Source organism: Streptomyces sp. NPDC034037 (assembly GCF_055575715.1).
Genome location: NZ_JBVISC010000010.1, coordinates 128,068 through 150,145, shown reverse-complemented (window position 1 = coordinate 150,145; position 22,078 = coordinate 128,068). Strand labels below are relative to the sequence as shown.

The window sequence follows — 22,078 nt, the reverse complement described above, 5'->3', positions numbered from 1 at the left end:
GTCGGCAACACCGCCGAAGCGAAGGAGAGTTCACATGCGCCGTACCGCCGCCGTCGTCCTCGGGGCCGTCACCCTGCTGGGCATCCTCGCGGTGCCCGCCGGTGCCGTCCCGGACCCGGTCATGACCGTCGACTGCCTGACGCAGGCGGTCGGTGACGTCACGACGCTCGTCGACCCGGCGGCACCCGCCCTCCCCAGCGAGGTCCCCGGCGTCACGTGCCTCACCGCTCCGTGATCTGAACGCCCGTGCCGAAGGGCGTGCCTGCGCGGCCCGGGGGGACCGCGCGGGCGTCCGGCGGCGCGCCGCCGACCGGGCCGGGCGTCATCCCCAGCGGTAACCGTCCCCGAAGTTGAGGGTGTGCTCCAGCACGTCCTCCAGCGGGTCGTCGATCTGGCCCGTGCTGATCAGCGCGACCGTGGGCGCGTTGTGCGAGTTCTCGTGCGTCTCGTCGGCGTGCGCCGCGCCGGCACACCACACGGCCGGCGCCGCCGTCACCACCGCCACCAGTGCCCATCGGGACAGCCTCTGCGTCCAACTGCCGCTCACCGCAGCCTCCTCGCACCACACCCGTGGACCGCCGACCGCGGCCCGCTCGCCGTGTGTAACCCCCCGGCGCCCGAGAAGTCACCGACGATCATACGAACGGGAAGAAGACAGTCGTATGCGCAACCGTCGCGCCCTGTCCGTGTACGCCGCCCTGTTGGGGTCACTCGCCCTCTGCCTCGCCCTGTCGGCCGCCCCGGCCGCGGGTGCGACCGGGCGGGCCGTGGGGAACCCCAACCCGCTGCCCCTCACCGACACGCTGATCGGTGAAGGGGTCACGATCGAGGGCCCGCTGATCAACACCCTGGCGTTTCCCCGCCTGTTGTGACCGCGTCGGCGGCCCCGTCCTCGGGTGTCAGCTCGGCCGGGAAGCCGCTCCAGCGCAGCTCCGCGGGCAGGTGCCGCATGTCGTTGAAGAAGACCAGCGAGGCGGGGCGCCCCGGCGGGTAACGGATCACGGTCAGAGCCGCGTTGCCGTGGTTGAGGCCGAGCCAGCGCCACGGCGGTGCGTCGAGGGCGTCCCGCACGAGCCAGCCGATCAGGAAGTTGTGCGTGACCAGCAGCTCGTGGCGCGGCTCGGCGCCGGGCACCGGGCCGGTGAACCGTTCCAGGGCGGCGCGGGCCAGCGCGGGCCCGCCCTCCCGCTCATCGGCGGGGAACCGGGCCAGCCGCTGGAGCGTCGACTCCGCGCTGTCCGCCGGGAGTTCGTCCCGTACCGGCATGTACGGGATGTAGTCCCCCGCGGCCTCGCAGCGGTGCAGGGGCACCCCGTCGAGCCGCTCCCCGACCAGCCGGGCCGTCTGCTCGGCCCGGGGCAGCGGCCCGTGGTGGATCGCGGAGAGGGGTACGCCCCGCAGCCGCTCCCCGAGCAGCGCGGCCTGGCGCCGCCCGGCCTCGGTCAGCTCGCTCTCGTCGGCGGTGGCCTCACCGTGCCGGGCGAGATAGAGGTGCCGGACGGCGCTCCCGGTCATGCCCGCGGGCCCTCGTCCTCCAGATTGCCCTCGGTCTCCAAGTAGGCCTGCCGCAGCGCTTCGAGGACCGCCGGGTCGGGCTTCGCCCACATGCCGCGCGACTGAGCCTCCAGGAGGCGCTCCGCGATGCCGTGCAGCGCCCAGGGGTTGTTCTCCTGGAGGAACTGCCGGTTGGTCGGGTCCAGGACGTAGGTCTCCGTGAGCTTGTCGTACATCCAGTCGGCGACGACGCCCGTCGTGGCGTCGTACCCGAACAAGTAGTCCACGGTCGCGGCGAGTTCGAAGGCGCCCTTGTAGCCGTGGCGGCGCATCGCCTCGATCCACTTGGGGTTGACCACCCGCGCGCGGAACACCCGCGAGGTCTCCTCGACCAGGGTGCGCGTGCGGACCGTCTCGGGGCGCGTCGAGTCGCCGATGTACGCCTCGGGGGCCGTGCCCCGCAGCGCGCGCACGGTCGCGACCATGCCGCCGTGGTACTGGAAGTAGTCGTCGGAGTCCGCGATGTCGTGCTCGCGGGTGTCCGTGTTCTTCGCGGCCACCGCGATGCGCTTGTACGCGGTCTCCATCTCGGCGCGGGCCGGCCGGCCTTCGAGCCCTCGCCCGTACGCGTAGCCGCCCCACACCGTGTAGACCTCGGCGAGGTCCGCGTCCGTGCGCCAGTCGCGGGAGTCGATGAGCTGGAGCAGCCCCGCGCCGTACGTGCCCGGACGCGAGCCGAAGATGCGGGTGGTGGCCCGGCGCTCGTCGCCGTGCTCGGCCAGGTCGGCCTGGGCGTGGGCGCGTACGTAGTTGTGCTCGGCGGGCTCGTCCAGCGAGGCCGCGAGGCGCACCGCGTCGTCGAGCAGGCCGATCGTGTGCGGGAACGCGTCGCGGAAGAAGCCCGAGATGCGCAGCGTCACGTCGATGCGCGGGCGGCCGAGGTCCTCGTACGGGATGGCCTCCAGGCCGGTGACGCGGCGCGAGGCGTCGTCCCAGACGGGGCGGACGCCGAGCAGCGCCATCGCCTCGGCGACGTCGTCGCCCGCCGTGCGCATCGCGCTCGTGCCCCACAGGGACAGGCCGACGGAGGTGGGGTAGTCGCCGTTGTCGTTCTTGTACCGCTCGATGAGCGAGTCGGCGAGGGCCTCGCCGGTCTCCCACGCGAGGCGGGAGGGCACGGCCTTGGGGTCGACGGAGTAGAAGTTGCGGCCGGTCGGCAGGACGTTGACCAGGCCGCGCAGCGGGGAGCCGCTGGGCCCGGCGGGGACGAAGCGGCCCTCCAACGCGCGTACCGCGTTGTCGAGTTCGGCCGTGGTGCCCTCCAGGCGGGGCACGACCTCGCGGGCCGCGAACTCCAGGATGGCGGCGACCTGCTCGCCCTGGCCCGCGGCCACCGAGGCCACGGCCGCGGGGTCCCAGTCGGCGTCGTCCATCGCCTGGACCAGTGCGCGGGCCTTCTCCTCGGCCTCGTCGGCGCTCACGCGCGTCGCCGCGGACTCGTCCAGGCCGAGCGCCTCGCGCAGGCCGGGCAGGGCGGAGGTGCCGCCCCAGATCTGGCGGGCGCGCAGGACGGCGAGGACGAGGTTGACGCGGTCGGCGCCCGCCGGGGCGGTGCCGAGGACGTGCAGACCGTCGCGGATCTGCATGTCCTTGATCTCGCAGAGCCAGCCGTCGACATGCAGCAGGAAGTCGTCGAAGCCGTCGTCGTCCGGGCGGTCCTCCAGGCCCAGGTCGTGGTCGAGCTTCGCGGCCTGGATGAGCGTCCAGATCTGCGCGCGGATCGCCGGCAGCTTCGCCGGGTCCATCGAGCTGATCTGCGCGTACTCGTCCAGGAGCTGCTCCAGGCGCGCGATGTCGCCGTAGGAGTCGGCGCGGGCCATCGGCGGCACGAGGTGGTCGATGAGCGTGGCGTGCACGCGGCGCTTGGCCTGCGTGCCCTCGCCCGGGTCGTTGACCAGGAACGGGTAGATCAGCGGCAGGTCGCCGAGCGCGGCGTCGGGGCCGCAGGCCGCCGAGAGGCCCGCGTTCTTGCCGGGCAGCCACTCCAGGTTGCCGTGCTTGCCGAGGTGGACCATCGCGTCGGCGCCGAAGCCGCCGTCGGCCGCGGGGGCCGCGATCCAGCGGTAGGCCGCCAAGTAGTGGTGCGAGGGCGGCAGATCGGGGTCGTGGTAGATCGCGATGGGGTTGTCGCCGAAGCCGCGCGGCGGTTGGATGAGGATGAGCAGGTTGCCGCGCCGCAGGGCGGCCAGCACGATGTCGCCCTCCGGGTCGCCGCCCTCGCCCACCCGCGAGCGGTCCAGGAACATCTCGCCGGGCGGCGGTCCCCAGTGCTGCTCGACGGAGTCCCGCAGCTCCTGCGGCAGCGTCGCGTACCAGCGCTTGTAGGCGGCGGCCGGGATGCGGACGGGGTTGGCGGCCAGCTGCTCCTCGGTGAGCCACTCCTGGTCGTGGCCGCCCGCGTCGATCAGCGCGCGGATCAGCTCGTCGCCGTCGCCCGAGACGAGGCCGGGGATGTCGGCTTCGGGGCCGAAGTCGTAGCCCTCGGCGCGCAGCCTGCGCAGCAGCGCGACGGCGGAGGCGGGGGTGTCCAGGCCGACCGCGTTGCCGATCCGCGAGTGCTTGGTCGGGTACGCGGAGAGCACCAGCGCGAGGCGCTTGTCGGCGGCCGGGATGTGCCTCAGGCGCGCGTGGCGCACGGCGATCCCGGCGACGCGGGCCGCCCGCTCGGCGTCGGCGACATAGGCGGGGAGCCCGTCCTCGTCGATCTCCTTGAACGAGAACGGCACGGTGATGAGGCGCCCGTCGAACTCCGGCACCGCGATCTGGCTCGCGGCGTCGAGCGGCGAGACGCCCTCGTCGTTCTCCTCCCAGGCCGAACGCGACCCGGTCAGGCACAGGGCCTGGAGGATCGGCACGTCGAGCCCGGTCAGCGCACCCGCGTCCCACGACTCGTCGTCACCGCCCGCGGAGGCCTCGGCGGGCTTGGTGCCACCGGCGGCGAGGACCGTCGTGACGATGGCGTCGGCCGGGCGCAGCGCGTCGATCAGCTCCGGCTCGGGGGCGCGCAGCGAGGCCACGTACAGCGGCATCGGGCGGGCGCCGGCGTCCTCGATGGCACCGCACAGGTCGTCGATGAACGCGGTGTTGCCGCTCATGTGGTGGGCGCGGTAGTACAGCACCGCGACCGTCGGGCCCTCGATGTCGCGGGCGGCGCGCTCCAGCGGGCCCCAGGACGGCGCGGGCGCCGGCGGGTCGAAGCCGTGGCCGGTGAGCAGCACGGTGTCGGAGAGGAAGCGGGCCAGCTGCTCCAGGTTCGCCGGGCCGCCGTGCGCGAGGTAGGCGTGGGCCTCGGCCGCGATGCCGACGGGCACCGTCGAGGAGGCCATGAGCTGGGCGTCGGGTGCCTGTTCGCCGGTGAGCACGACCACCGGCAGGCCGCTGGCGATGAGCTGGTCCAGCCCGTCCTGCCAGGCGCGGACACCGCCGAGGAGGCGTACGACGACGAGGTCGGCGCCCTCCAGGAGCGAGGGCAGCTCGGCGAGGTCCAGGCGGGAGGGGTTGGCGAACCGGTAGTCGACCGGACCCCCCGCCGCACGGGCGCTGAGCAGGTCGGTGTCGGAGGTCGACAGCAGCAGAAGCATGCGGGCGCAGGCCTTCCTCGGGGTGTCCGCGCCCCGGGTGGTCGTATGGACGGCAGGAGTTCCTGGCTCGCCCCACCTCGGTGGGGCTCACAGTGGCGGGACCGCGCCGGATTCGCACCGGCCTTCCTCCCTCGGGTCCTGGTGGACCCACGCCGTCGCTGGCGTCGGCGGACCTGGCGGGCCGCCGCCTGCATAGTAAGTCCTGCCCGCCGCCGGTGGGGCGGCCGCCTGCCGGGACGGCCCGTCTCGGGAGGCGACCGGCCGGATCGGCGTGGGTATGCTCGCCGCCATGCCGCCCAGCCGAGCACCTTCCATGAACCAGGGCGAATCCCCCATACGTGACCGGATACGCGACCGGGGCGACGCCTGCCCGGGGGCCCTGCGTCTGCACCGCGCCGACGACGGCGCGCTGGCCCGACTCCGGCTGCCCGCAGGGCTCTTGACGGCGCGTCAGGCGCTGGTGCTGGCCGACGCGGCCGAGCGTCTCGCGGACGGGAACCTCAGCGTCACCTCGCGCGGCAACATCGAGCTGCGCGCCCTCGGCGAGAGCTGCGGCGGCGAACTGTCCGCGCTCCTCGCGGACGCCGGCCTGCTGCCCTCCGAACGCCACGAGCGCGTCCGGAACATCGTGGCCTCCCCGTCGGCGGGACTGGACCGACTCGGCCACGCCGACGTGCAGTTGTGGGCCCGCGAGCTGGACCGGCTCCTGTGCGGGCAGGACTGGACGACAGCGCTTTCCGGCCGCTTCCTCTTCGTCCTCGACGACGGGCGCGGGGACGTCGCCGGACTGGGCGGCGATGTGACCTTGATCGCAGAATCGGGCGGTACGGCGCAGATACGGGTCGGGGACAGCGTCCGGCGGCTCCCGGGCCCCGACGCGCCGCGCGCCGCCCTCGCCGCGGCCGGTGCCTTCCTCGCCGCGGCCCGCGAGGCGGGCAACGGCGCGTGGCGGGTGACGGAACTGCCGGCCGGGCGGAGCGTGGACCTGGCGGAGGCGTTGGCGGCGGCGGGCCTCACGACGGAGCCCGTGACGCCGGACGCATCGCCGAGCGGGTGCGCCTCCGTCGCCCGAACGCCGGCTGGGCCGGCTTCTGCGGCGCCTGCGGCGTCTGTGGCGTCTGTGGCGTCTGTGGCGTCTGTGGCGTCTGTGGTGCTTGGGGCGTCCGCGCCGTCTGCGGCTTCTGCGGCGTCTGTGGCGCCTGGGGTGTCCGCACCGTCCGTCCCTGTGCCTGTGCCTGCCCCTGCCCCTGTCTCTGGGCCGACGGTGCCGGTCTCCGGGCCGGCCGAGCAGGCTTCCGAGCCGGCCACGCCGATCTCCGATCCGCCCCCCGCGCCGACCAACCCGCCCCTCGCGCCGACCGACCCGGCCCCCGGACCGGCGGAGCCGATCTCCGCGCCGCCCGACCCAACCCCCGCACACCGCGCCCCGGCGACCGCCGCCCCGCCCGCCCCCGGCGTCATCGGTGACGCCGGTTTGGGGTACGCGGTCGTGGTGAGTACCCGGCTCGGCCGGGTGAGCGCCGCGCAGTGGCGGGCCCTGCTCCCCGCGCCCGGTGGGGAGATCCGGGTCACCCCGTGGCGCGGCTTCGTCGTCCCGGGCTTCGCCGACGAGGCCGCCGCGCGCGAGCGGCTGCGCGCGCTGGCCGACGCCGGTTTCCTCACCGACCCCCGCTCGCCCTGGCTCGGCGTCGGCGCCTGCACCGGACGCCCCGGCTGCGCCAAGTCCCTCGCCGACGTCCGCGCGGACGCCGTCCCCGGCGCCGGGGGCCTGCCCGTCCACTGGTCCGGCTGCGAGCGCCGGTGCGGACATCCGCGCGGCGACTGGGTGGACGTACTCGCCACCGGAGAGGGGCGCTACGAGGTGAGCGTGCGCACCGGCGGCACGACGGCACCCGTGAGCGGCAAGACATTGACCGAGACGGTCACGACAGCACGTACGACATCCGCAACCACCACCACAACGGCCACGAGATGAGCGAGAGCACAGTGTTCGACTACGAGAAGGACGGCGCGGCGATCTACCGCGAGTCCTTTGCCACCATCCGCGCGGAAGCGGACCTCGCCGGTCTGCCCGCCGACGTCAGCCAGGTCGCGGTGCGGATGATCCACGCCTGCGGGATGGTCGACCTCGTCCGCGACCTCGCCTTCAGCCCGCGGGTGGTGGCCGACGCCCGCAAGGCGCTGCGCGAGGGCGCGCCGATCCTGTGCGACGCGAACATGGTCGCGAGCGGCGTCACGCGCAAGCGGCTGCCCGCCGACAACGACGTGATCTGCACCCTCACCGACCCCGCGGTCCCCGACCTCGCGGCGCAGCTCTCCACCACCCGCAGCGCGGCCGCCATGGAGCTGTGGCGCGACCGCCTCGAAGGCTCCGTCGTCGCCATCGGCAACGCGCCCACCGCGCTCTTCCGCCTCCTGGAGATGATCGAGGCGGGCGCCCCGCGCCCGGCCGCGGTCCTCGGCATACCGGTCGGCTTCGTCGGCGCCGCCGAGTCCAAGGACGCCCTCGCCGCCAATCGCCTCGGCCTGGAGTACCTGGTCGTACGCGGCCGCCGGGGCGGCAGCGCGATGGCCGCCGCCGCGATCAACGCGATTGCGAGCGAGGCGGAGTGAACACCGAGACCCGGACCCCCAAGGGCAAGCTGTACGGCGTCGGCCTCGGCCCCGGCGACCCCTCCCTGATGACGGTGCGCGCCGTCGAGGTCATCGCCGCCGCCGACGTGATCGCCTACCACTCGGCCCGGCACGGCCGCTCCATCGCCCGCCGGATCGCCGAGAAGCACCTGCGCGCCGACCACATCGAGGAGCCGCTGGTCTACCCCGTCACCACGGAGACCACCGACCACCCCGGCGGCTACCGCGGTGCCCTGGACGACTTCTACGAAGAGGCCGCCGCGCGCCTCGCCGCGCACCTGGACGCCGGGCGCACCGTCGCCGTCCTCGCCGAGGGCGACCCGCTCTTCTACGGCTCCTACCAGCACATGCACAAGCGGCTCGCGTACCGCTACGACACCGAGGTCATCCCCGGTGTGACGTCGGTCAGCGCCGCCGCCGCCCGCCTCGGCGAACCCCTCGTGGAGGCCGAGGAGGTCCTGACGATCCTGCCCGGCACCCTCCCCGAGGAGGAGCTGGCCGCCCGCCTCGCGTCGACGGACTCGGCGGTCGTCATGAAGCTCGGCCGCACGTTCGGCAAGGTGCGCGGCGCCCTGGAGCGGGCCGGCCGCCTCGACGAGGCCCGCTACGTCGAGCGCGCCACCATGGACGGTGAGCGCACCGGCCGCCTCGCCGACGTGGACCCCGAGTCCGTGCCCTATTTCTCGGTGGCGGTGCTGCCGAGCCGGGTGGCGCCGCTCACGGGCGGCCCCGGGCCGGAGCCCGTCGCGGACCGCCCCGGCGAGGTCGTCGTGGTCGGCACCGGCCCCGCGGGTCCCCTCTGGCTCACCCCCGAGACGCGCGGCGCGCTCGCCGCCGCCGACGACCTCGTCGGCTACACCACGTACATCGACCGCGTGCCGCGCCGCCCCGGGCAGCAGCGGCACGGCTCCGACAACCGGGTGGAGTCCGAACGCGCCGAGTTCGCCCTGGAGCTGGCGCGGCGCGGGCGGCGCGTCGCCGTCGTCTCGGGCGGCGACCCCGGCGTCTTCGCGATGGCCACGGCCGTCCTGGAGGCCGCCTCGCAGGACGCGTACGAGGACATCGCGGTGCGGGTGCTGCCGGGGGTGACCGCCGCGAACGCCGCCGCCGCGCGCGCGGGCGCTCCCCTCGGCCACGACTACGCCACGATCTCCCTCTCCGACCGGCTCAAGCCGTGGGAGGTCATCGCGGAACGCCTGGCCGCCGCGGCCGCCGCGGATCTCGTCCTCGCCCTCTACAACCCCGGCTCGCGCAGCCGCACCTGGCAGGTGGGCAAGGCGCGGGAACTGCTCCTGGAGCACCGGACGCCCGATACGCCGGTCGTCCTCGGCCGGGACGTCGGAGGCCCGGAGGAGTCGGTACGGGTGGTGCGCCTCGGGGACCTCGATCCGACCGAGGTGGACATGCGGACGCTGCTGATCATCGGCTCCTCGCAGACACGGTGGACCCGGCGAGGCGCGGGCGACGAGATCGTCTGGACCCCGAGGAGGTACCCGGAGGGGGACTGAGAAGCCCCTACGGCCGGCTGGGAGCCGCCCACGCAGTTCCCCGCGCAGCTGTACCAAGGGCCGAGGTGGGCGCCCCTCAAGGGGTGCGGGGAACGGCGCGCTCAGCACGATGCGCCCCGCGGGGGGTGATGTCCGAGGGCTGACGGGCGCCGCGCGGATGATCCGAGGGCCGAGGTGGGCGCCCCTTACGGGGCGCGGGGAACGGCGCGCTCAGCCACGACGTACCCGCGGGTGGTCCAACGGCCGAGGTGGCGCCCCTTAAGGGGCGCGGGGAACTGCGCGGCCAGCCCCCGCCGGCCGGCGGGTCAACGACGGCCCGAGGCGCGTTCCCGCTGGAGGAGGAGCCAGGCCGCCGCCTCCCGAGGCGTGGCGACCACCTCGGCCGAGGCGGGCGCGACGGGACGCCGGACCACCACCACCGGAACCCCCGCCTCGCGCGCAGCGACAAGCTTGGGCGCCGTCGCCGCACCCCCGCTGTCCTTCGTCACGAGGACGTCGATCCGGTGCGCGCGCAGTAGCTCGCGCTCGCCGTCGAGCGTGAACGGACCCCGGTCCAGGAGGACCTCCATCCGGGCGGGGAACGGCGGCTCCGGCGCGTCGACGGATCGTACGAGGAACCAGAGACCGTCCAGCTCCGGGTCCCCGGCGAACGCGGCGAGGCCCATCCGCCCGGTGGTGAGGAACACCCGCTCACCAAGGGCCGGAAGCACCCGCGCCGCCTGCTCCAGGGAGCCGACCGGATGCCAGTCGTCGCCCTCACCGGCGACCCAGCCGGGCCTGCGCAGGGCGAGCAGGGGAACATGGGCCGTGGCGGCGGCCTCCGCCGCGTTGAACGAGATCGTCCCGGCGAAAGGATGGGTGGCGTCGATGAGCGCGTCCACGCGGTGCTCCCGCAGCCACGCGGCCATCCCCTCGGCCCCGCCGAACCCGCCGACGCGGACCTCGCCGGGCGGCAGCCGGGGCGCGGCGACCCGCCCCGCGAGGGAACTGGTCACCCGCAGCCCCGCCTCGCCCGCGAGCAGCTCCGCCAGGCGACGGGCCTCGGTCGTTCCCCCCAGAATCAGTACGTGCACGGAGTTCGGTGTCCTTCATGAGTGAGCCAAGTGGGCAGAGCCGGCCGAGCGAGCCGGGTCAGGCAGGTGGGCCGAGCGGGTCCGACGAGCCGGGCGCGGCGAAAGGCGGGCGCGGCGCCCAACTCAAGCACACCGGTCTGCGGTCCGGCTGGACGACCGGCGCCTGTGCGACGGCGGCGACCACGGCCGCGTACACGGCGCTGCTCACCGGCGATTTCCCCGACCCGGTGACGATCACGCTGCCCAAGGGCCAGACGCCCGCCTTCGCGCTCGCCGCCGAGGAGCGCACGGACACGTACGTCATGGCGGGCATCGTCAAGGACGCCGGCGACGACCCGGACGTGACGCACGGCGCGCTCGTACGGGCCACGGTGCGCAGGCTGCCGCCCGGCTCCGGCGTCGTCTTCAAGGCGGGCCCGGGCGTCGGCACGGTCACCCGCCCCGGTCTGCCGCTCGACGTGGGCGAGCCCGCGATCAACCCCGTGCCCCGGCAGCTGATGCGCGACCACGTGACTCTGGTGGCCGAACGCGCCGGGACCACGGCGGACGTGGAGATCACGATCTCCGTCGACCACGGCGAGGAGATCGCCCGCTCCACCTGGAACCCGCGTCTCGGCATCCTCGGCGGCCTGTCCATCCTCGGCACGACCGGCATTGTCGTGCCCTACTCCTGCTCGGCCTGGATCGACTCCATCCGGCGCGGCGTGGACGTGGCGCGGGCGGCCGGGCGCACGCACCTCGCGGGGTGCACCGGTTCGACGTCCGAGAAGACGGTCGTCGCGGAGCACGGCCTCCCGGAGGACGCGCTGCTCGACATGGGGGACTTCGCCGGGGCCGTCCTGAAGTACGTGCGCCGTCACCCCGTGGAGCGCCTCACCATCTGCGGCGGTTTCGCCAAACTGTCCAAGTTGGCGGCGGGCCACCTGGACCTCCACTCGGCGCGCTCCCAGGTCGACAAGGGCTTCCTCGCAGAACTGGCGCGGGCAGGCGGCGCGGACGAGGCGCTGGCGGCGCGGGTGGCCGCCGCCAACACGGGCCTCGAAACCTTGCGCCTGTGCGAGGCGGCGGGCGTGCCGCTGGGCGACCTGGTGGCGGCGACGGCACGCGACGAGGCGCTGGGCGTGCTGCGGGGCGCCCCGGTGGCGGTGGACGTCATCTGCATCGACCGGGCGGGAACGGTGGTGGGCCGAAGCGAACTCCGGGGCCCCTGAGGCGGGGGCACTCCGAGGACCGGCCCGGCCGACCCCACGCCGAACTGCTGCACCCGCCGAACTGCGGTCCACGCCGAACGGCGACCCACGCCGAACGGCGACCCACGCCGAACCGCATCCGGCCCCGTCAGCAGATGTGCCGGTCCCGGTCCGCCGAGTACAGGTGGCTGTCACGGAACTGCGTGGCGCCCAGCGTGCGGCCCACCAGGATGACGGCGGTCCGGACGATGCCGGCCTCCTTCACCTGCCCCGCGATGGACTCCAGCGTGCCCCGCAGGACCACCTCGTCGGGACGGCTCGCGAGGGCGACGACGGCCGCCGGGCAGTCGGCGCCGTAGTGGGGCAGGAGTTCCTCGACGACCCGGTCCACGTACCCGGCGGCGAGGTGCAGCACGAGCAGCGCGCCGCTGCGGCCTAGCGTGGCCAGGTCCTCGCCCTCGGGCATCGGGGTGGCCCGCTGCGCGACCCGCGTGAGAATGACCGTCTGCCCGACGGTCGGCACCGTCAGTTCCCGCTTCAGCGCGGCGGCGGCGGCCGCGAACGCCGGGACACCGGGGACGACCTCGTACGGGACGCCCGCCGCGTCGAGGCGTCGCATCTGCTCGGCGACCGCGCTGAACACGGACGGGTCCCCCGAGTGCAGCCGCGCCACGTCGAGCCCCCGCTCGTGCGCGCCCACCAGCTCGGCGGTGATCGCGTCGAGATCGAGCTGCGCGGTGTCCACCAGCCGGGCACCCTCCGGGCACTCGGCGAGCAGTTCGCGCGGCACCAGACTGCCCGCGTAGAGGCAGACCTGGCAGGCGGCGAGCGTCCGCGCGCCGCGCACCGTGATCAGGTCGGCCGCGCCGGGCCCGGCACCGATGAAGTACACCGTCATCGTTCTAGATCTCCTCGATCGCCTTGTCGCCTTGACCGGCACGCTTGGTGACGGACCATTGGGTGACCGGCATGGCCTGCCGCCACCCGGTGAAGCCGCCCACGGGAACGGCCTGCGCGACCGCGAGCCGCACCAACTCGCCGCCGTGGCGCCGGTACCAGCCGGTGAGCAGCGCCTCCGACTCCAGCGTGACGGTGTTGGCCACCAGCCGCCCGCCGGCCGGCAGCGCCTCCCAGCAGGCGTCGAGAAGGCCGGGCGCGGTGAGGCCGCCGCCGATGAACACCGCGTCGGGCACGGGAAGTTCATACAGCGCCTCGGGCGCCGCGCCGGTGACGACGCGCAGCCCGGGGACGCCGAGACGATCGGCGTTGCGCACGATCCGCTCGGCCCGCACCGCGTTCTTCTCGACGGTGACCGCACGGCACGCCGGGTGCGCCCGCATCCACTCCACCGCGATCGACCCCGACCCGCCGCCCACGTCCCACAGCAGCTCACCGGGCGCGGGCGCCAGCGCCGCCAGCGTGGCGGCACGCACATGCCGCTTGGTGAGCTGCCCGTCGCTCTCGTACGCCGTGTCGGGCAGCCCGGGGACGGCACCGAGGCGCAGGGCGCCGGGGGAGCGGCGGCACTCGACCGCGATGACGTTCAGCGGATCGCCGGGCGCGTGCGACCAGGCCTCGGCGACACCTTCGTAACGGGACTCCCGACCCGAACCGAGCTGTTCCAGCACGCGCAGCCGACTCGGTCCGAAACCCCGCTCACACAGCAGCGCGGCGACCTCGGCGGGGGTGTCGGCGTTGGCGCTGAGCACGAGGAGGCGGCGCCCGTCGTACAGCGCGGACGCGAGGCGCGCCGCCGGGCGGCCGACGAGGGTGAGGACCTCGGTGTCCTCGACGGGCCAGCCGAGGCGCGCGCACGCGAGGGAGACGGAGGAGGGGTGCGGCAGTACGCGCAGCGCGGCGGCGCCCAGCTCCTCGCTCAGGGCGCGCCCGATGCCGTAGAACATGGGGTCGCCGCTCGCCAGGACGGCGATCCGGCGCCCCTCGTGGGCCGCGAGCAGGCCGGCCACGGCGGGCCGCAGCGGCGAGGGCCAGGCGACGCGTTCGCCCGGGCACTCGGGCAGGGGCGGCAGATCCAGCTGGCGGGGTCCGCCGATGAGCACCTCGGCCTCGGCGAGCGCCGCACGGGAGGCGGCCGGCAGGCCTTCCCAGCCGTCCGCCCCGATGCCCACGACGGTGACAGCCGGTATGTCCGACGTGCCTGGTGTGCCCGGTGTGCCCGGTATGGCCGGCGTGTCGGGAGGGGGTGCGGGGGTCACTGCTGGTACCTGACCTCGGGTTTCGGGAAGGGCTGCGCAGGCGCACTCTACTGGGGACCTGGCCACGCCCCCTTATCGCCTCCAGGGGCGCTTCGAGGGGGCCATCCGTGTCGCTGTTGGGCTGAACGGGTGACTTGGCGTAAGAATTGCCCGGTGCAGACAACGAGTGCGAGCCAGGACGGGGTGGGCCAGTGAGTAGCAGTCAGCGCCACGACGTCACCGACGAACAGTGGGAAGGGCTCGCCCAGGTCGTACCGCTGCGCAGCCGCAACGAATGGCCTTCGTGGCCCGGACACAGCGCGCTGCCCGACGCGGAGACCGAGACGCGCCGGCGGTTCGTGGTGATGCGGGTCAACGTCTTCTCGGACGCCCGCGAGGTCGCCGAGACCGTCATGTCGCAGATCCCGGTCCTGCTCGACCTGACGGGCGCCGAGACGGACGTCGCCAAGCGCGTCCTGGACTTCAGCAGCGGTGTGGTGATGGGTCTCGGCTGCGGCATGCACCGGGTCGACAAGAACGTCTTCCTCCTCGCGCCGCCCGGCACGGAGGTGCAGGGCCTGGTCGAAGCGGTCGCGCAGCCGTAGGTGCCGGCCGCGCCGGGCCGTGCCGGGCCGTGCGGCACCGCACGCCGGGGCTTGCCGTCGGGGCCGGCCGCGTTCTGTCGTAGCCCCTCGCTGTTCGGGTCGGGGGATCTTTCGGGGGAATCCCCCGATCGTAGGAAGGTCGGTTGGGCGTAACGGTTCGCCCGGCCCGCCGCCCCTTAGCTTCCGAGCATGACGGTGCATACCCCGGTGCCCGCCGCCCGACCGGCGGCAGGCCAGGACCGACCGCAGGTCACCGAGTTACGGCTGTCGGCCTTCGCCGGGCACCGCGGCGCGGTGCTCCCCTTCGGTGCTCTGACGTTCCTCGCGGGCCCCAGCGGCAGCGGCAAGTCCAGCGCCCTGCGCGCGTACGAGGCGCTGGCGCGGCTCGGCGGCGGCGCGGAACTGGCCGAGGTCTTCGAGGACCCCGCGGCGTGCGTGCCCGAACGCGCCCGGGCCGACGGCCAGCGGCGGCGCGGCTTCCGCATCGGCTGCACGGTCGAGGGACCCGCCGGGACCGTACGGCTCGACCTCGCCGTCCAGGTCGAGCCCGAACTGCGGGTCGTGGGCGAGCGGCTGACCCGCGGCGACCTCGTCCTCCTGGAGACGGCCCTGCGCGACCCGGGCCGGCCCGTGGTCCAGGCCGCCTGGCACACGGCGGGCGCCGCGCCCGTGACCCGCGCCCCGATGCCGGACGACCGGCTCGGCACGGCCCTCGTGCCGCTGCGCGTGGCGGGCAAGACCGACGGGCAGCGCCTGGTCCTCGCGGCGGCCGAACAGGTCGTGGTCGCGCTGCGCTCGGTGTTCTCCTGCGACCCGCGCCCCGGCCGGATGCGGGCGCCGGTCCCGGCCGGACGGATGGGCGCGGGCCGGCTGCTGGGGGGTTGCGACAACCTCGCCGAAGTGCTGTGGCGCACCCGCACCGAGTGCTCCGTGCGCCACGCGCTGCTGGTCTCCGCGGTGCGCGAGGGCTGTGCGGGACCGGTCGGCGACGTGTACGCCGAGGAGGCGCGGGACGGTTCGATGCAGGCCTACGTGGACCGGGGGGACGGGGTCCGTACGCCCCTCGCGCGCCTCGGTGACGGGGAGCTGCGGTACCTGGCCCTCGCGCTCGTCCTGCTGACCGGGCCCGGCGTGCTCGCCGTCGACCCGGTGGCGGAGGTTCCGGCGGCCTACCAGACCTTGACGGTCGTCGCCGACGGCCTCGACCGCCGCATGGACGCCCGACAGGCGCGCGCGCTCGGCGAACTGGCGGCGCGCATGTGCGCGCGCGGCCACATCCGCCTGGTCGGGGCGGTCCGGGACCCGGCCTGGGCGACCGCCGCCGGCGCCTCGGTGGTAGACCTTGAACCGTGACGGAACGACGTGACGTACCTGATGCGGCGGCACTTCAGCGCAGGCTGGCCGAGTTCGCGAAGGCCCGCGACTGGGGGCGGTACCACACCCCCAAAAACCTGGCCGCGGCGCTGAGCGTGGAGGCGTCCGAACTGGTGGAGATCTTCCAGTGGTTGACGCCGGAGGAGTCGGAGCGGGTGATGCGGGACCCGGACTCCGCGCACCGGGTGACGGACGAGGTCGCCGACGTCCTCGCGTATCTGCTGCAGTTCTGCGAGGTGCTGGGGATCGACGCGTTGGCCGCGCTCGCGGCGAAGATCGACCGGAACGAGGAGCGGTTTCCGGTTGGCGAGGGACGGTCTCCGGTTGGTGAGGGACGGTCTCCGGTTGGTGAGGGGCGCGGGAAGTCTGCCGGCGCGCGACCTGGGGGCCGCTAGGCTCGGCCGACTTGGCCTCCGAGGCCTCGTCGGCCGTACCGGCTTGATTCTGCGGGGGCTTCGTCGGCCTCACCGTCCCTGCTTCGACGGCTTCTGAGCGCTGCCACAACCCGCTTGTCGATACTTCCGTCACTCTCCGGAGTGGTTGACTTGTCGAATATCGATTGGTTGTCCACAGATTTCCGGCTTCCCCTGGCTTTTCGACCGGATGGGTATCACTCTGGGTAGTGGACGCGGGAGTTCGGGCGAACGTGCGGCGTAGGCGCGCGGGAGGGTGGGGGTTGTGCATGAACGCGATGCGGCTCATCGAGGCGAACCGGCGCGCCCTGGCGCTGAGCGAGGACCCGGTCGCCATCGTCGTGGAGGTGTGGCAGTCGCAGGCGCTCGCGCAGGCGATCGGCAGCCGCCTCGCGGTGGCGGGCCCTCCTGAGTTACGGGGCGAGGCGCTGGGGCTGAGCGAGGTCGGCGGCAGAGCCTGCGGGGTGCTCGACGCCCCACGGCTGGGGACGGAGGACATCAGGGCCGCGCGGCTGACGGAGACCGGCGACGCGCACGACGTCCTGCTCGCGCTGGACCGGCTGCTCGGCGAGGTCGGCATCGCGCTCGTCGGAGTCGCGATGGGCGCCGCCGACGAGGGCGTGTACTGGCAGTGCATGGAGGCGATAGACGCCGCCGACGAGTCGAGGGACCGCGTCCTGGAGATGCTGCGCAGACTCGCGGTGCGCGAACAGGGTCTGCCGGAGGCGGATCCGGCGGCGGGGTGGGCGTGAGGTGGGGTGGGCCGTGCGGGGGTGGGTGCATGGGCGGGGGCGGCTGCCTGGCCGTGGGCGCCGGTGCGTGCGCGGGGCGGGCGGTTGTGCGGGGGTGGGTGTCTGCGCGGGGCGGGTGGTTGTACGAAGACGGGTGCGTGCGCGGGGCGGGTGGCTGTACGGAAGGGGTGGTGCCTGCGCGGAGGCGGGCGGTTGTGCGGGGGCGGGTGCCTGGGCGGGGCGGGCAATTGTGCGAAGGCGGGTGTCTGCGCGGGGTGGGCGGTTGTGTGAAGGCCGGTGCGTGCGCGGGGCGGGTGGCTGTACGGAGGTGGTTGCCTGCGCGCGGGGGCGGACGGCTGTGCCGGGGTGGATGGTCGGGGCGGGGGGCCGGCCGGCGCTTTCGGGGGCGCGCTGCCGGCGGATTTCACTCGACCGGGGCGGCGGGCGATCGGCGGGACCGGCAGGGAAGACGGGTATGCGAACAGGCAGGATGGAGCCATGGATCTTCGAATCTTCACCGAGCCCCAGCAAGGGGCGACCTACGACACCCTGCTCACCGTCGCGAAGGCCGCGGAGGACCTCGGCTTCGACGCCTTCTTCCGCTCCGACCACTATCTGCGCATGGGCGCCGCCGACGGCCTGCCCGGCCCCACGGACGCGTGGATCACGCTGGCCGGGCTGGCGCGGGAGACCAAGCGGATCAGGCTCGGCACGCTCATGACCGCCGGCACCTTCCGGCTGCCGGGCGTCCTCGCGATCCAGGTGGCGCAGGTCGACCAGATGTCGGGCGGCCGGGTCGAACTGGGCCTGGGCGCGGGCTGGTTCGAGGAGGAGCACAAGGCGTACGGCATCCCCTTCCCGAAGGAGAAGTTCGCCCGCCTGGAGGAGCAGCTGGAGATCGTCACCGGCCTGTGGGCGACGGAGGTCGGCCAGACCTTCGACTTCGACGGCAAGCACTACCAGCTCACCGACTCGCCGGCCCTGCCCAAGCCCGCCCAGTCCAAGGTGCCGGTCCTCATCGGCGGCCACGGCGCGACGCGCACCCCGCGGCTCGCGGCGCGGTTCGCCGACGAGTTCAACATCCCCTTCGCTTCGATCGAGGACAGTGAGCGCCAGTTCGGCAGGGTCCGAGCGGCCGCCGAGCAGGCCGGGCGCAAGGGGGGCGACCTGGTGTACTCCAGCGCGCTGGTGGCCTGCGTCGGCAAGGACGACGCGGAGGTCGCGCGGCGTGCGGCGGCCATCGGCCGTGAGGTGGACGAGCTGAAGGCCAACGGCCTGGCGGGTTCGCCGGCCGAGGTCGTCGACAAGATCGGGCGGTACGAGGCGATCGGCGCGAGCCGTATCTACCTCCAGTGCCTCGACCTCGCCGACCTGGACCACCTGGAGCTGATCTCCTCCCAGGTGCAGTCGCAGCTGTCGTAGCCGCGACCCCTAGACGTGGCCGCCGGGCACACCCCTCCGGTGCCTGGCGGCCACTCGTCCGCTTTTTGGGAGCTTCTGGCGCAGCCCGTTCCTGAGCGGGCCTGTTCCTGGGCAGTCCGCCCCCAGGCGGGCCCCGGAAGGCGTCCGTGCCGGGTCCCGGGACGGGCGTGGGCCGGTTCGCGTTCCGTCGTTCGCCGCATCCGGCCGAATGCGCGCGCTGTCTGGCGCATATGCCGCACGCGGCTCTCCGGCAGCGTCAATACCTGGTCAACAAGGTGGCGCGGGTGCGCCGGGTACGCGGGGAGGCGGGGGTGGCTGTCGTAACGTTTGGGGCGCGTGGCCATCGAAGGCCAGTGCGACCAGTACGAACGGGCACACGCGCGAGGCGTCTTGGGGCAAGGGGTGCGGTCGGACGATGCGGGGCGACGCGGACGGCGGACCGATCCGGAACGACACGAACGACACGAACGACACGAACGACACGAACGATACGAACGGCACGGGGGAGACGGCGCGGGGCTACGAGGGCGGGGCGTTGTCGTTCCAGGTCCTCGGGCCGGTGCGCGCCTGGTGCGACAGGCGGCCGCTGAAGCTCGGCTCCCCGCAGCAGCGCGCCACCCTCGCCGCGCTGCTGCTGCGCGACGGGCACCCGGTCCCCGCCTCGGAGCTGGTCGACGCCCTCTGGGGCGAGGAGCCGCCGCCGCGCGCCGTCGGCACCCTGCGTACGTACGTCTCCCGGCTGCGCGGCCTCCTCGAACCCGGCCGCCGCTCCCGCGAACCCGCCCGGCTCCTGGTGTCGGCCGGCGACGGATACGCGCTGCGGGTAGCGCGCGACGCCGTGGACGCGTGCGAGCTGGAGGACCGGGTGGCGGCCGCCCGGCGCATGCGCGCGGCCGGGCGGCACGCCGACGCCCACGGCGAGCTGACCGCGGCCCTCGCGCTGTCGGACGGCGCCCCGTTGGCCGGCCTGCCCGGGCCCTACGCCGGCCGTCAGCGCGATCGGCTCACCGAGCTGTGCGTCACCGCCCAGGAGGAACTCTTCGCCTGCGCCATCGAACTGGGCGCCCACGGCGAGACGACCGCCCCCCTGCGCGCCTTCGCCGCGGAACACCCGCTGCGCGAACGCCCACAGGCCCTGCTGATGCTGGCCCTGCACCGCGCGGGACGGCAGGCGGACGCCCTCGCGGTGTACGAGGCCACGCGCCGCACGCTCGCCACCGAACTGGGCGTCGAGCCGGGCCGGGAGATCGCCGCCCTGTACGAGGGGCTGCTCAACGGCGCGGCCCTTCCGCCGGTCGCCGACCCGCGCCCGTGCGCACCTCCACCACCGGCTGCGGAACGCCCCCGGTACCAGGCCGCGTCGGCCCGTGACGATGACCCTCGCCCCGAAGGCGACTCGGGCAACGGCCCTCGCCACCACGTCGCTCGCGACCCGTACCCGGTTCCGGCCCCGCAGACGCCACGGGCCGCCTCCGCCTCCGCCCCGACCAGGCCGCTCACCCCCGCCGGCGACCGGGGCCTCCGCACCCCCGACAGGCAGTACGCACCCCGCGTCCCCGCTCAACTCCCGGCCGACGTCACCGTCTTCGCGGGACGCCAGGACGAAGCGCGGCTGCTGGGCGAGACGCTGCGCGGTGCCGTCTCCGGCGACACCATGGCCGTGGCCACGCTGACCGGACTCGGCGGCGTCGGCAAGACCGCGCTCGCCGTGCACGTCGCCCACGCCCTGCGCGAGGACTTCCCCGACGGACAGCTGTACGTGGACCTGCGCGGCACCGGCCCCGCGCCCGGCGTGGACAGCGGCAGCGCGCTCGCCGGGTTCCTGCGCGCACTCGGCGTACCCGAGAGCGCCGTACCCGGCGGCATCGACCAGCGGACCGCCCTGTACCGCTCGCTCCTCGCGGGGCGCCGCGTCCTGGTCGTCCTCGACGACGCCCGCGACAGCGCGCACCTGCGGCCGCTGCTGCCCGGCACCCCCGGCTGCGCGGTCCTGGTGACCAGCCGCTCACGGACCATCACGCTGCCCGGCGCCCGCCTCCTCGACGTCGAGGCGATGCCGGAGCGGGAGGCGCTCGCCCTGCTCGCCGCCATGATCGGCCACGACCGCGTGGCCGACGAACCGGCCGCCGCCCGCGAACTCGTCGCGTCCTGCGGGGGACTGCCCCTCGCCGTCCGTATCGCCGCCGCCCGCCTGGCCGCGCGGCCGGGCCGCACCCTCGCCGATCTCACCGCCCGGCTGCGCGACGAGCACCGCAGGCTCGACGAGCTGCGCGTGGCCGACCTGGGCGTGGCGGCCGCCTTCCGGCCCGGCTACGAGGCCCTCGGCCCCGGCCTCGCCCGCGCCTTCCGCCTGGTCTCCCTCTGCCCCCTGCCCTCCTTCGGCCGCGGCGCCGCGGGCGCCCTGCTCGGCGTGGCCGACGAGGAGGCCGAGACGGCGGTGGAACACCTGGTCGACGCGGGTCTCCTGGAGCCGCACGGCGGGGACTGCCACCGCTTCCACGACCTGGTCAGGCTCTACGCCAGGCGTCAGTGCGCACGCCACGAGAGCCCCCGCGAGCACACCCGGGCCCGACTGCGCTTCCTCGATCACGTCCTGGCCACCGTCCTCACGGCCGTCCGCCGCACCGAGCCGCACACCGTACTGCCCGACCTGCTGCACCGCCCGGCCTCCCCGGGCGAGGACCTGCCGAACGAGGCGGCCGCGCGCGACTGGCTCGCGGGCGCGCACTCCGGCCTGTACGCGACCGCCGAGGACGCCCTGCGCCACATCCCCGAGCACCCGGACCCGGACGACGGCGGTGGCGCCCCCCAAGGCCTGCGCGCCCCCGACAGCCTGCGCCCCGCCGTCGACCTGCTCACCGCCTGGTCCCACCTGCTCGCCGGCACCGCACGCCACCACGATCTGGCGCCCCTGGCCGAGTCGGCCCTGGAGACCGCCCGGCGGCACGGCGACGACCTCTGCGCGGGCCGCGCCCTGCGCCTGCTCGCCGTCCCGCACCACGGCACCGGGAGCTGCGGCCGCGCCGAGCGGACCCTGCGCGAGAGCCTGCGCCTGGCCGCGTCGGCGGGCGATCCGCTGGTCGCCGCCGAGGCCGGCCGCGAACTGGGCGTCGTACTCCTGGCCACGGGCCGCCCGAAGGCCGCCCTGGAGCAACTGCGGCTCGCCTACGCCAGGTTCGGCGCGCTCGGCGGCCACGCCGACCAGATCCGCGTCCTGACCCCCATCGCGCGGGCGCTCGACGCGCTCGGGCGGCGCCCGGAGGCCGACACCGCGCTGGCCGAAGCGGTGCGCCGGGCACGGCGCGCCGACAGCACCTCCACCCTCGCGCACGTCCTCTACCAGGCGGGCTGCGCCCTGCTCCGGGACGGCCGCGCCGCCGAGGCCGCCGACCGGCTGCGCGAGGCGCGGCGCCTGTACGACCGCTCGCGCGACCCGCGCCGGGCGGCGCTGTGCTGGGCCCGCCTCGCCTTCTGCGAACTGGACCTCACCGGCCCCCGCGCGGCCCTCGACCGCGCGGACGCGGCGCTCGCCGTCGACGGCGAGCCGGGTGACGCGTTCTGCCACGCCCTGGCGATGGCCGCGCGCGGCCGGGCGCTGCTCGCGCTCGGCGACCTCGACCGGGCCAGGGCCGCCCTGCTGATCGCCCATCGCGTCATGGACCGGCGCGTCATGGACCGGCGCGTCATGGACCGGCCCGGCACCGCGGAGGCCGCCGAGATCGCCGCGCTGCTCGCCCGGTGGCAGCCCCGCCGTACGAGGAGGCAGCCCGCGGCGCCCGCTGCCGTGCCCGTGTGACC

The 22,078-nt window shown here is 74.9% G+C and carries 18 protein-coding genes and 1 riboswitch; of the genes, 12 read left to right on the top strand and 6 right to left on the bottom strand.

The features are described 5' to 3' along the window. The first annotated feature begins 34 nt into the window (after positions 1-34). Positions 35-235, top strand: coding sequence for a hypothetical protein (locus ACZ516_RS29625; protein WP_361076867.1), 201 nt, complete (start codon positions 35-37; stop codon positions 233-235). Positions 236-322: 87 nt separating this feature from the next. Here ACZ516_RS29625 and ACZ516_RS29620 read toward each other — a convergent pair whose 3' ends face one another. Next, on the bottom strand, positions 323-523 hold the full coding sequence (locus ACZ516_RS29620) for a hypothetical protein (RefSeq protein ID WP_361077324.1): 201 nt from the start codon (positions 521-523) through the stop codon (positions 323-325). A 139-nt stretch (positions 524-662) separates the two neighbouring features. On the opposite strand from ACZ516_RS29620, the gene ACZ516_RS29615 reads away from it, so the two are divergent. After that, positions 663-872 carry a hypothetical protein gene (locus ACZ516_RS29615; RefSeq protein WP_361076869.1) on the top strand — a complete coding sequence of 70 codons (210 nt, stop codon included), beginning with the start codon at positions 663-665 and terminating at the stop codon, positions 870-872. On the opposite strand, the gene ACZ516_RS29610 is transcribed toward ACZ516_RS29615, so the two are convergent. Further along, a complete protein-coding gene (locus ACZ516_RS29610; RefSeq protein ID WP_469012557.1) occupies positions 841-1,515 on the bottom strand; it encodes a histidine phosphatase family protein in 675 nt (224 codons plus the stop codon). The two genes, ACZ516_RS29615 and ACZ516_RS29610, sit on opposite strands and share 32 nt — an antisense overlap. Further along, positions 1,512-5,135 carry a cobaltochelatase subunit CobN gene (gene cobN, locus ACZ516_RS29605; protein ID WP_469012554.1) on the bottom strand — a complete coding sequence of 1,208 codons (3,624 nt, stop codon included), beginning with the start codon at positions 5,133-5,135 and terminating at the stop codon, positions 1,512-1,514. Before cobN ends, ACZ516_RS29610 begins: the two co-directional genes overlap by 4 nt. 43 nt (positions 5,136-5,178) lie before the next feature. Next, a riboswitch (cobalamin riboswitch) is annotated at positions 5,179-5,298 on the bottom strand. Positions 5,299-5,412: 114 nt separating this feature from the next. Between cobN and ACZ516_RS29600 the strand changes: the two genes are divergently transcribed. The 3 genes from ACZ516_RS29600 to cobJ all read left to right on the top strand — a co-directional run bounded on the left by ACZ516_RS29600 (position 5,413) and on the right by cobJ (position 9,277). Next, the gene (locus tag ACZ516_RS29600) at positions 5,413-7,110 is read left to right on the top strand and encodes a cobalamin biosynthesis protein CobG (protein ID WP_469012640.1); all 1,698 of its coding nucleotides are present in this window, start codon (positions 5,413-5,415) and stop codon (positions 7,108-7,110) included. 11 nt (positions 7,111-7,121) lie between these two features. Beyond that, entirely contained in the window at positions 7,122-7,748 is a 627-nt protein-coding gene (locus tag ACZ516_RS29595) for a precorrin-8X methylmutase (protein WP_358580802.1), read from the top strand. A gap of 68 nt (positions 7,749-7,816) precedes the next feature. Further along, a complete protein-coding gene (gene cobJ, locus ACZ516_RS29590) occupies positions 7,817-9,277 on the top strand; it encodes a precorrin-3B C(17)-methyltransferase (RefSeq protein ID WP_469012637.1) in 1,461 nt (486 codons plus the stop codon). Positions 9,278-9,582: 305 nt separating this feature from the next. Here cobJ and ACZ516_RS29585 read toward each other — a convergent pair whose 3' ends face one another. Next, on the bottom strand, positions 9,583-10,350 hold the full coding sequence (locus ACZ516_RS29585) for a cobalt-precorrin-6A reductase (RefSeq protein ID WP_361076883.1): 768 nt from the start codon (positions 10,348-10,350) through the stop codon (positions 9,583-9,585). 17 nt (positions 10,351-10,367) lie between these two features. Here ACZ516_RS29585 and ACZ516_RS29580 point away from each other — a divergent pair, with 17 nt between their 5' ends. Continuing rightward, positions 10,368-11,561 carry a cobalt-precorrin-5B (C(1))-methyltransferase gene (locus ACZ516_RS29580; RefSeq protein ID WP_469012552.1) on the top strand — a complete coding sequence of 398 codons (1,194 nt, stop codon included), beginning with the start codon at positions 10,368-10,370 and terminating at the stop codon, positions 11,559-11,561. 127 nt (positions 11,562-11,688) lie between these two features. On the opposite strand, the gene cobM is transcribed toward ACZ516_RS29580, so the two are convergent. Continuing rightward, entirely contained in the window at positions 11,689-12,438 is a 750-nt protein-coding gene (cobM, locus tag ACZ516_RS29575) for a precorrin-4 C(11)-methyltransferase (protein WP_361076889.1), read from the bottom strand. Between the two features lie 4 nt (positions 12,439-12,442). After that, entirely contained in the window at positions 12,443-13,756 is a 1,314-nt protein-coding gene (gene cbiE / locus ACZ516_RS29570) for a precorrin-6y C5,15-methyltransferase (decarboxylating) subunit CbiE (RefSeq protein WP_469012550.1), read from the bottom strand. 191 nt (positions 13,757-13,947) lie between these two features. Here cbiE and ACZ516_RS29565 point away from each other — a divergent pair, with 191 nt between their 5' ends. The 6 genes from ACZ516_RS29565 (at position 13,948) to ACZ516_RS29540 (ending at position 22,076) form a co-directional block, all read left to right on the top strand. Further along, a complete protein-coding gene (locus ACZ516_RS29565) occupies positions 13,948-14,340 on the top strand; it encodes a cell division protein SepF (RefSeq protein WP_358580778.1) in 393 nt (130 codons plus the stop codon). 189 nt (positions 14,341-14,529) lie between these two features. After that, the gene (locus tag ACZ516_RS29560) at positions 14,530-15,693 is read left to right on the top strand and encodes an AAA family ATPase (RefSeq protein ID WP_361076895.1); all 1,164 of its coding nucleotides are present in this window, start codon (positions 14,530-14,532) and stop codon (positions 15,691-15,693) included. Further along, positions 15,690-16,109 carry a nucleotide pyrophosphohydrolase gene (locus tag ACZ516_RS29555; protein ID WP_469012547.1) on the top strand — a complete coding sequence of 140 codons (420 nt, stop codon included), beginning with the start codon at positions 15,690-15,692 and terminating at the stop codon, positions 16,107-16,109. Before ACZ516_RS29560 ends, ACZ516_RS29555 begins: the two co-directional genes overlap by 4 nt. 287 nt (positions 16,110-16,396) lie before the next feature. After that, on the top strand, positions 16,397-16,879 hold the full coding sequence (locus ACZ516_RS29550; protein ID WP_358580787.1) for a DUF6099 family protein: 483 nt from the start codon (positions 16,397-16,399) through the stop codon (positions 16,877-16,879). A 477-nt stretch (positions 16,880-17,356) separates the two neighbouring features. Then, positions 17,357-18,280, top strand: coding sequence for an LLM class F420-dependent oxidoreductase (locus tag ACZ516_RS29545; RefSeq protein ID WP_469012544.1), 924 nt, complete (start codon positions 17,357-17,359; stop codon positions 18,278-18,280). A 415-nt stretch (positions 18,281-18,695) separates the two neighbouring features. Next, positions 18,696-22,076, top strand: coding sequence for an AfsR/SARP family transcriptional regulator (locus ACZ516_RS29540; RefSeq protein WP_469012542.1), 3,381 nt, complete (start codon positions 18,696-18,698; stop codon positions 22,074-22,076). Positions 22,077-22,078 lie beyond the last annotated feature (2 nt).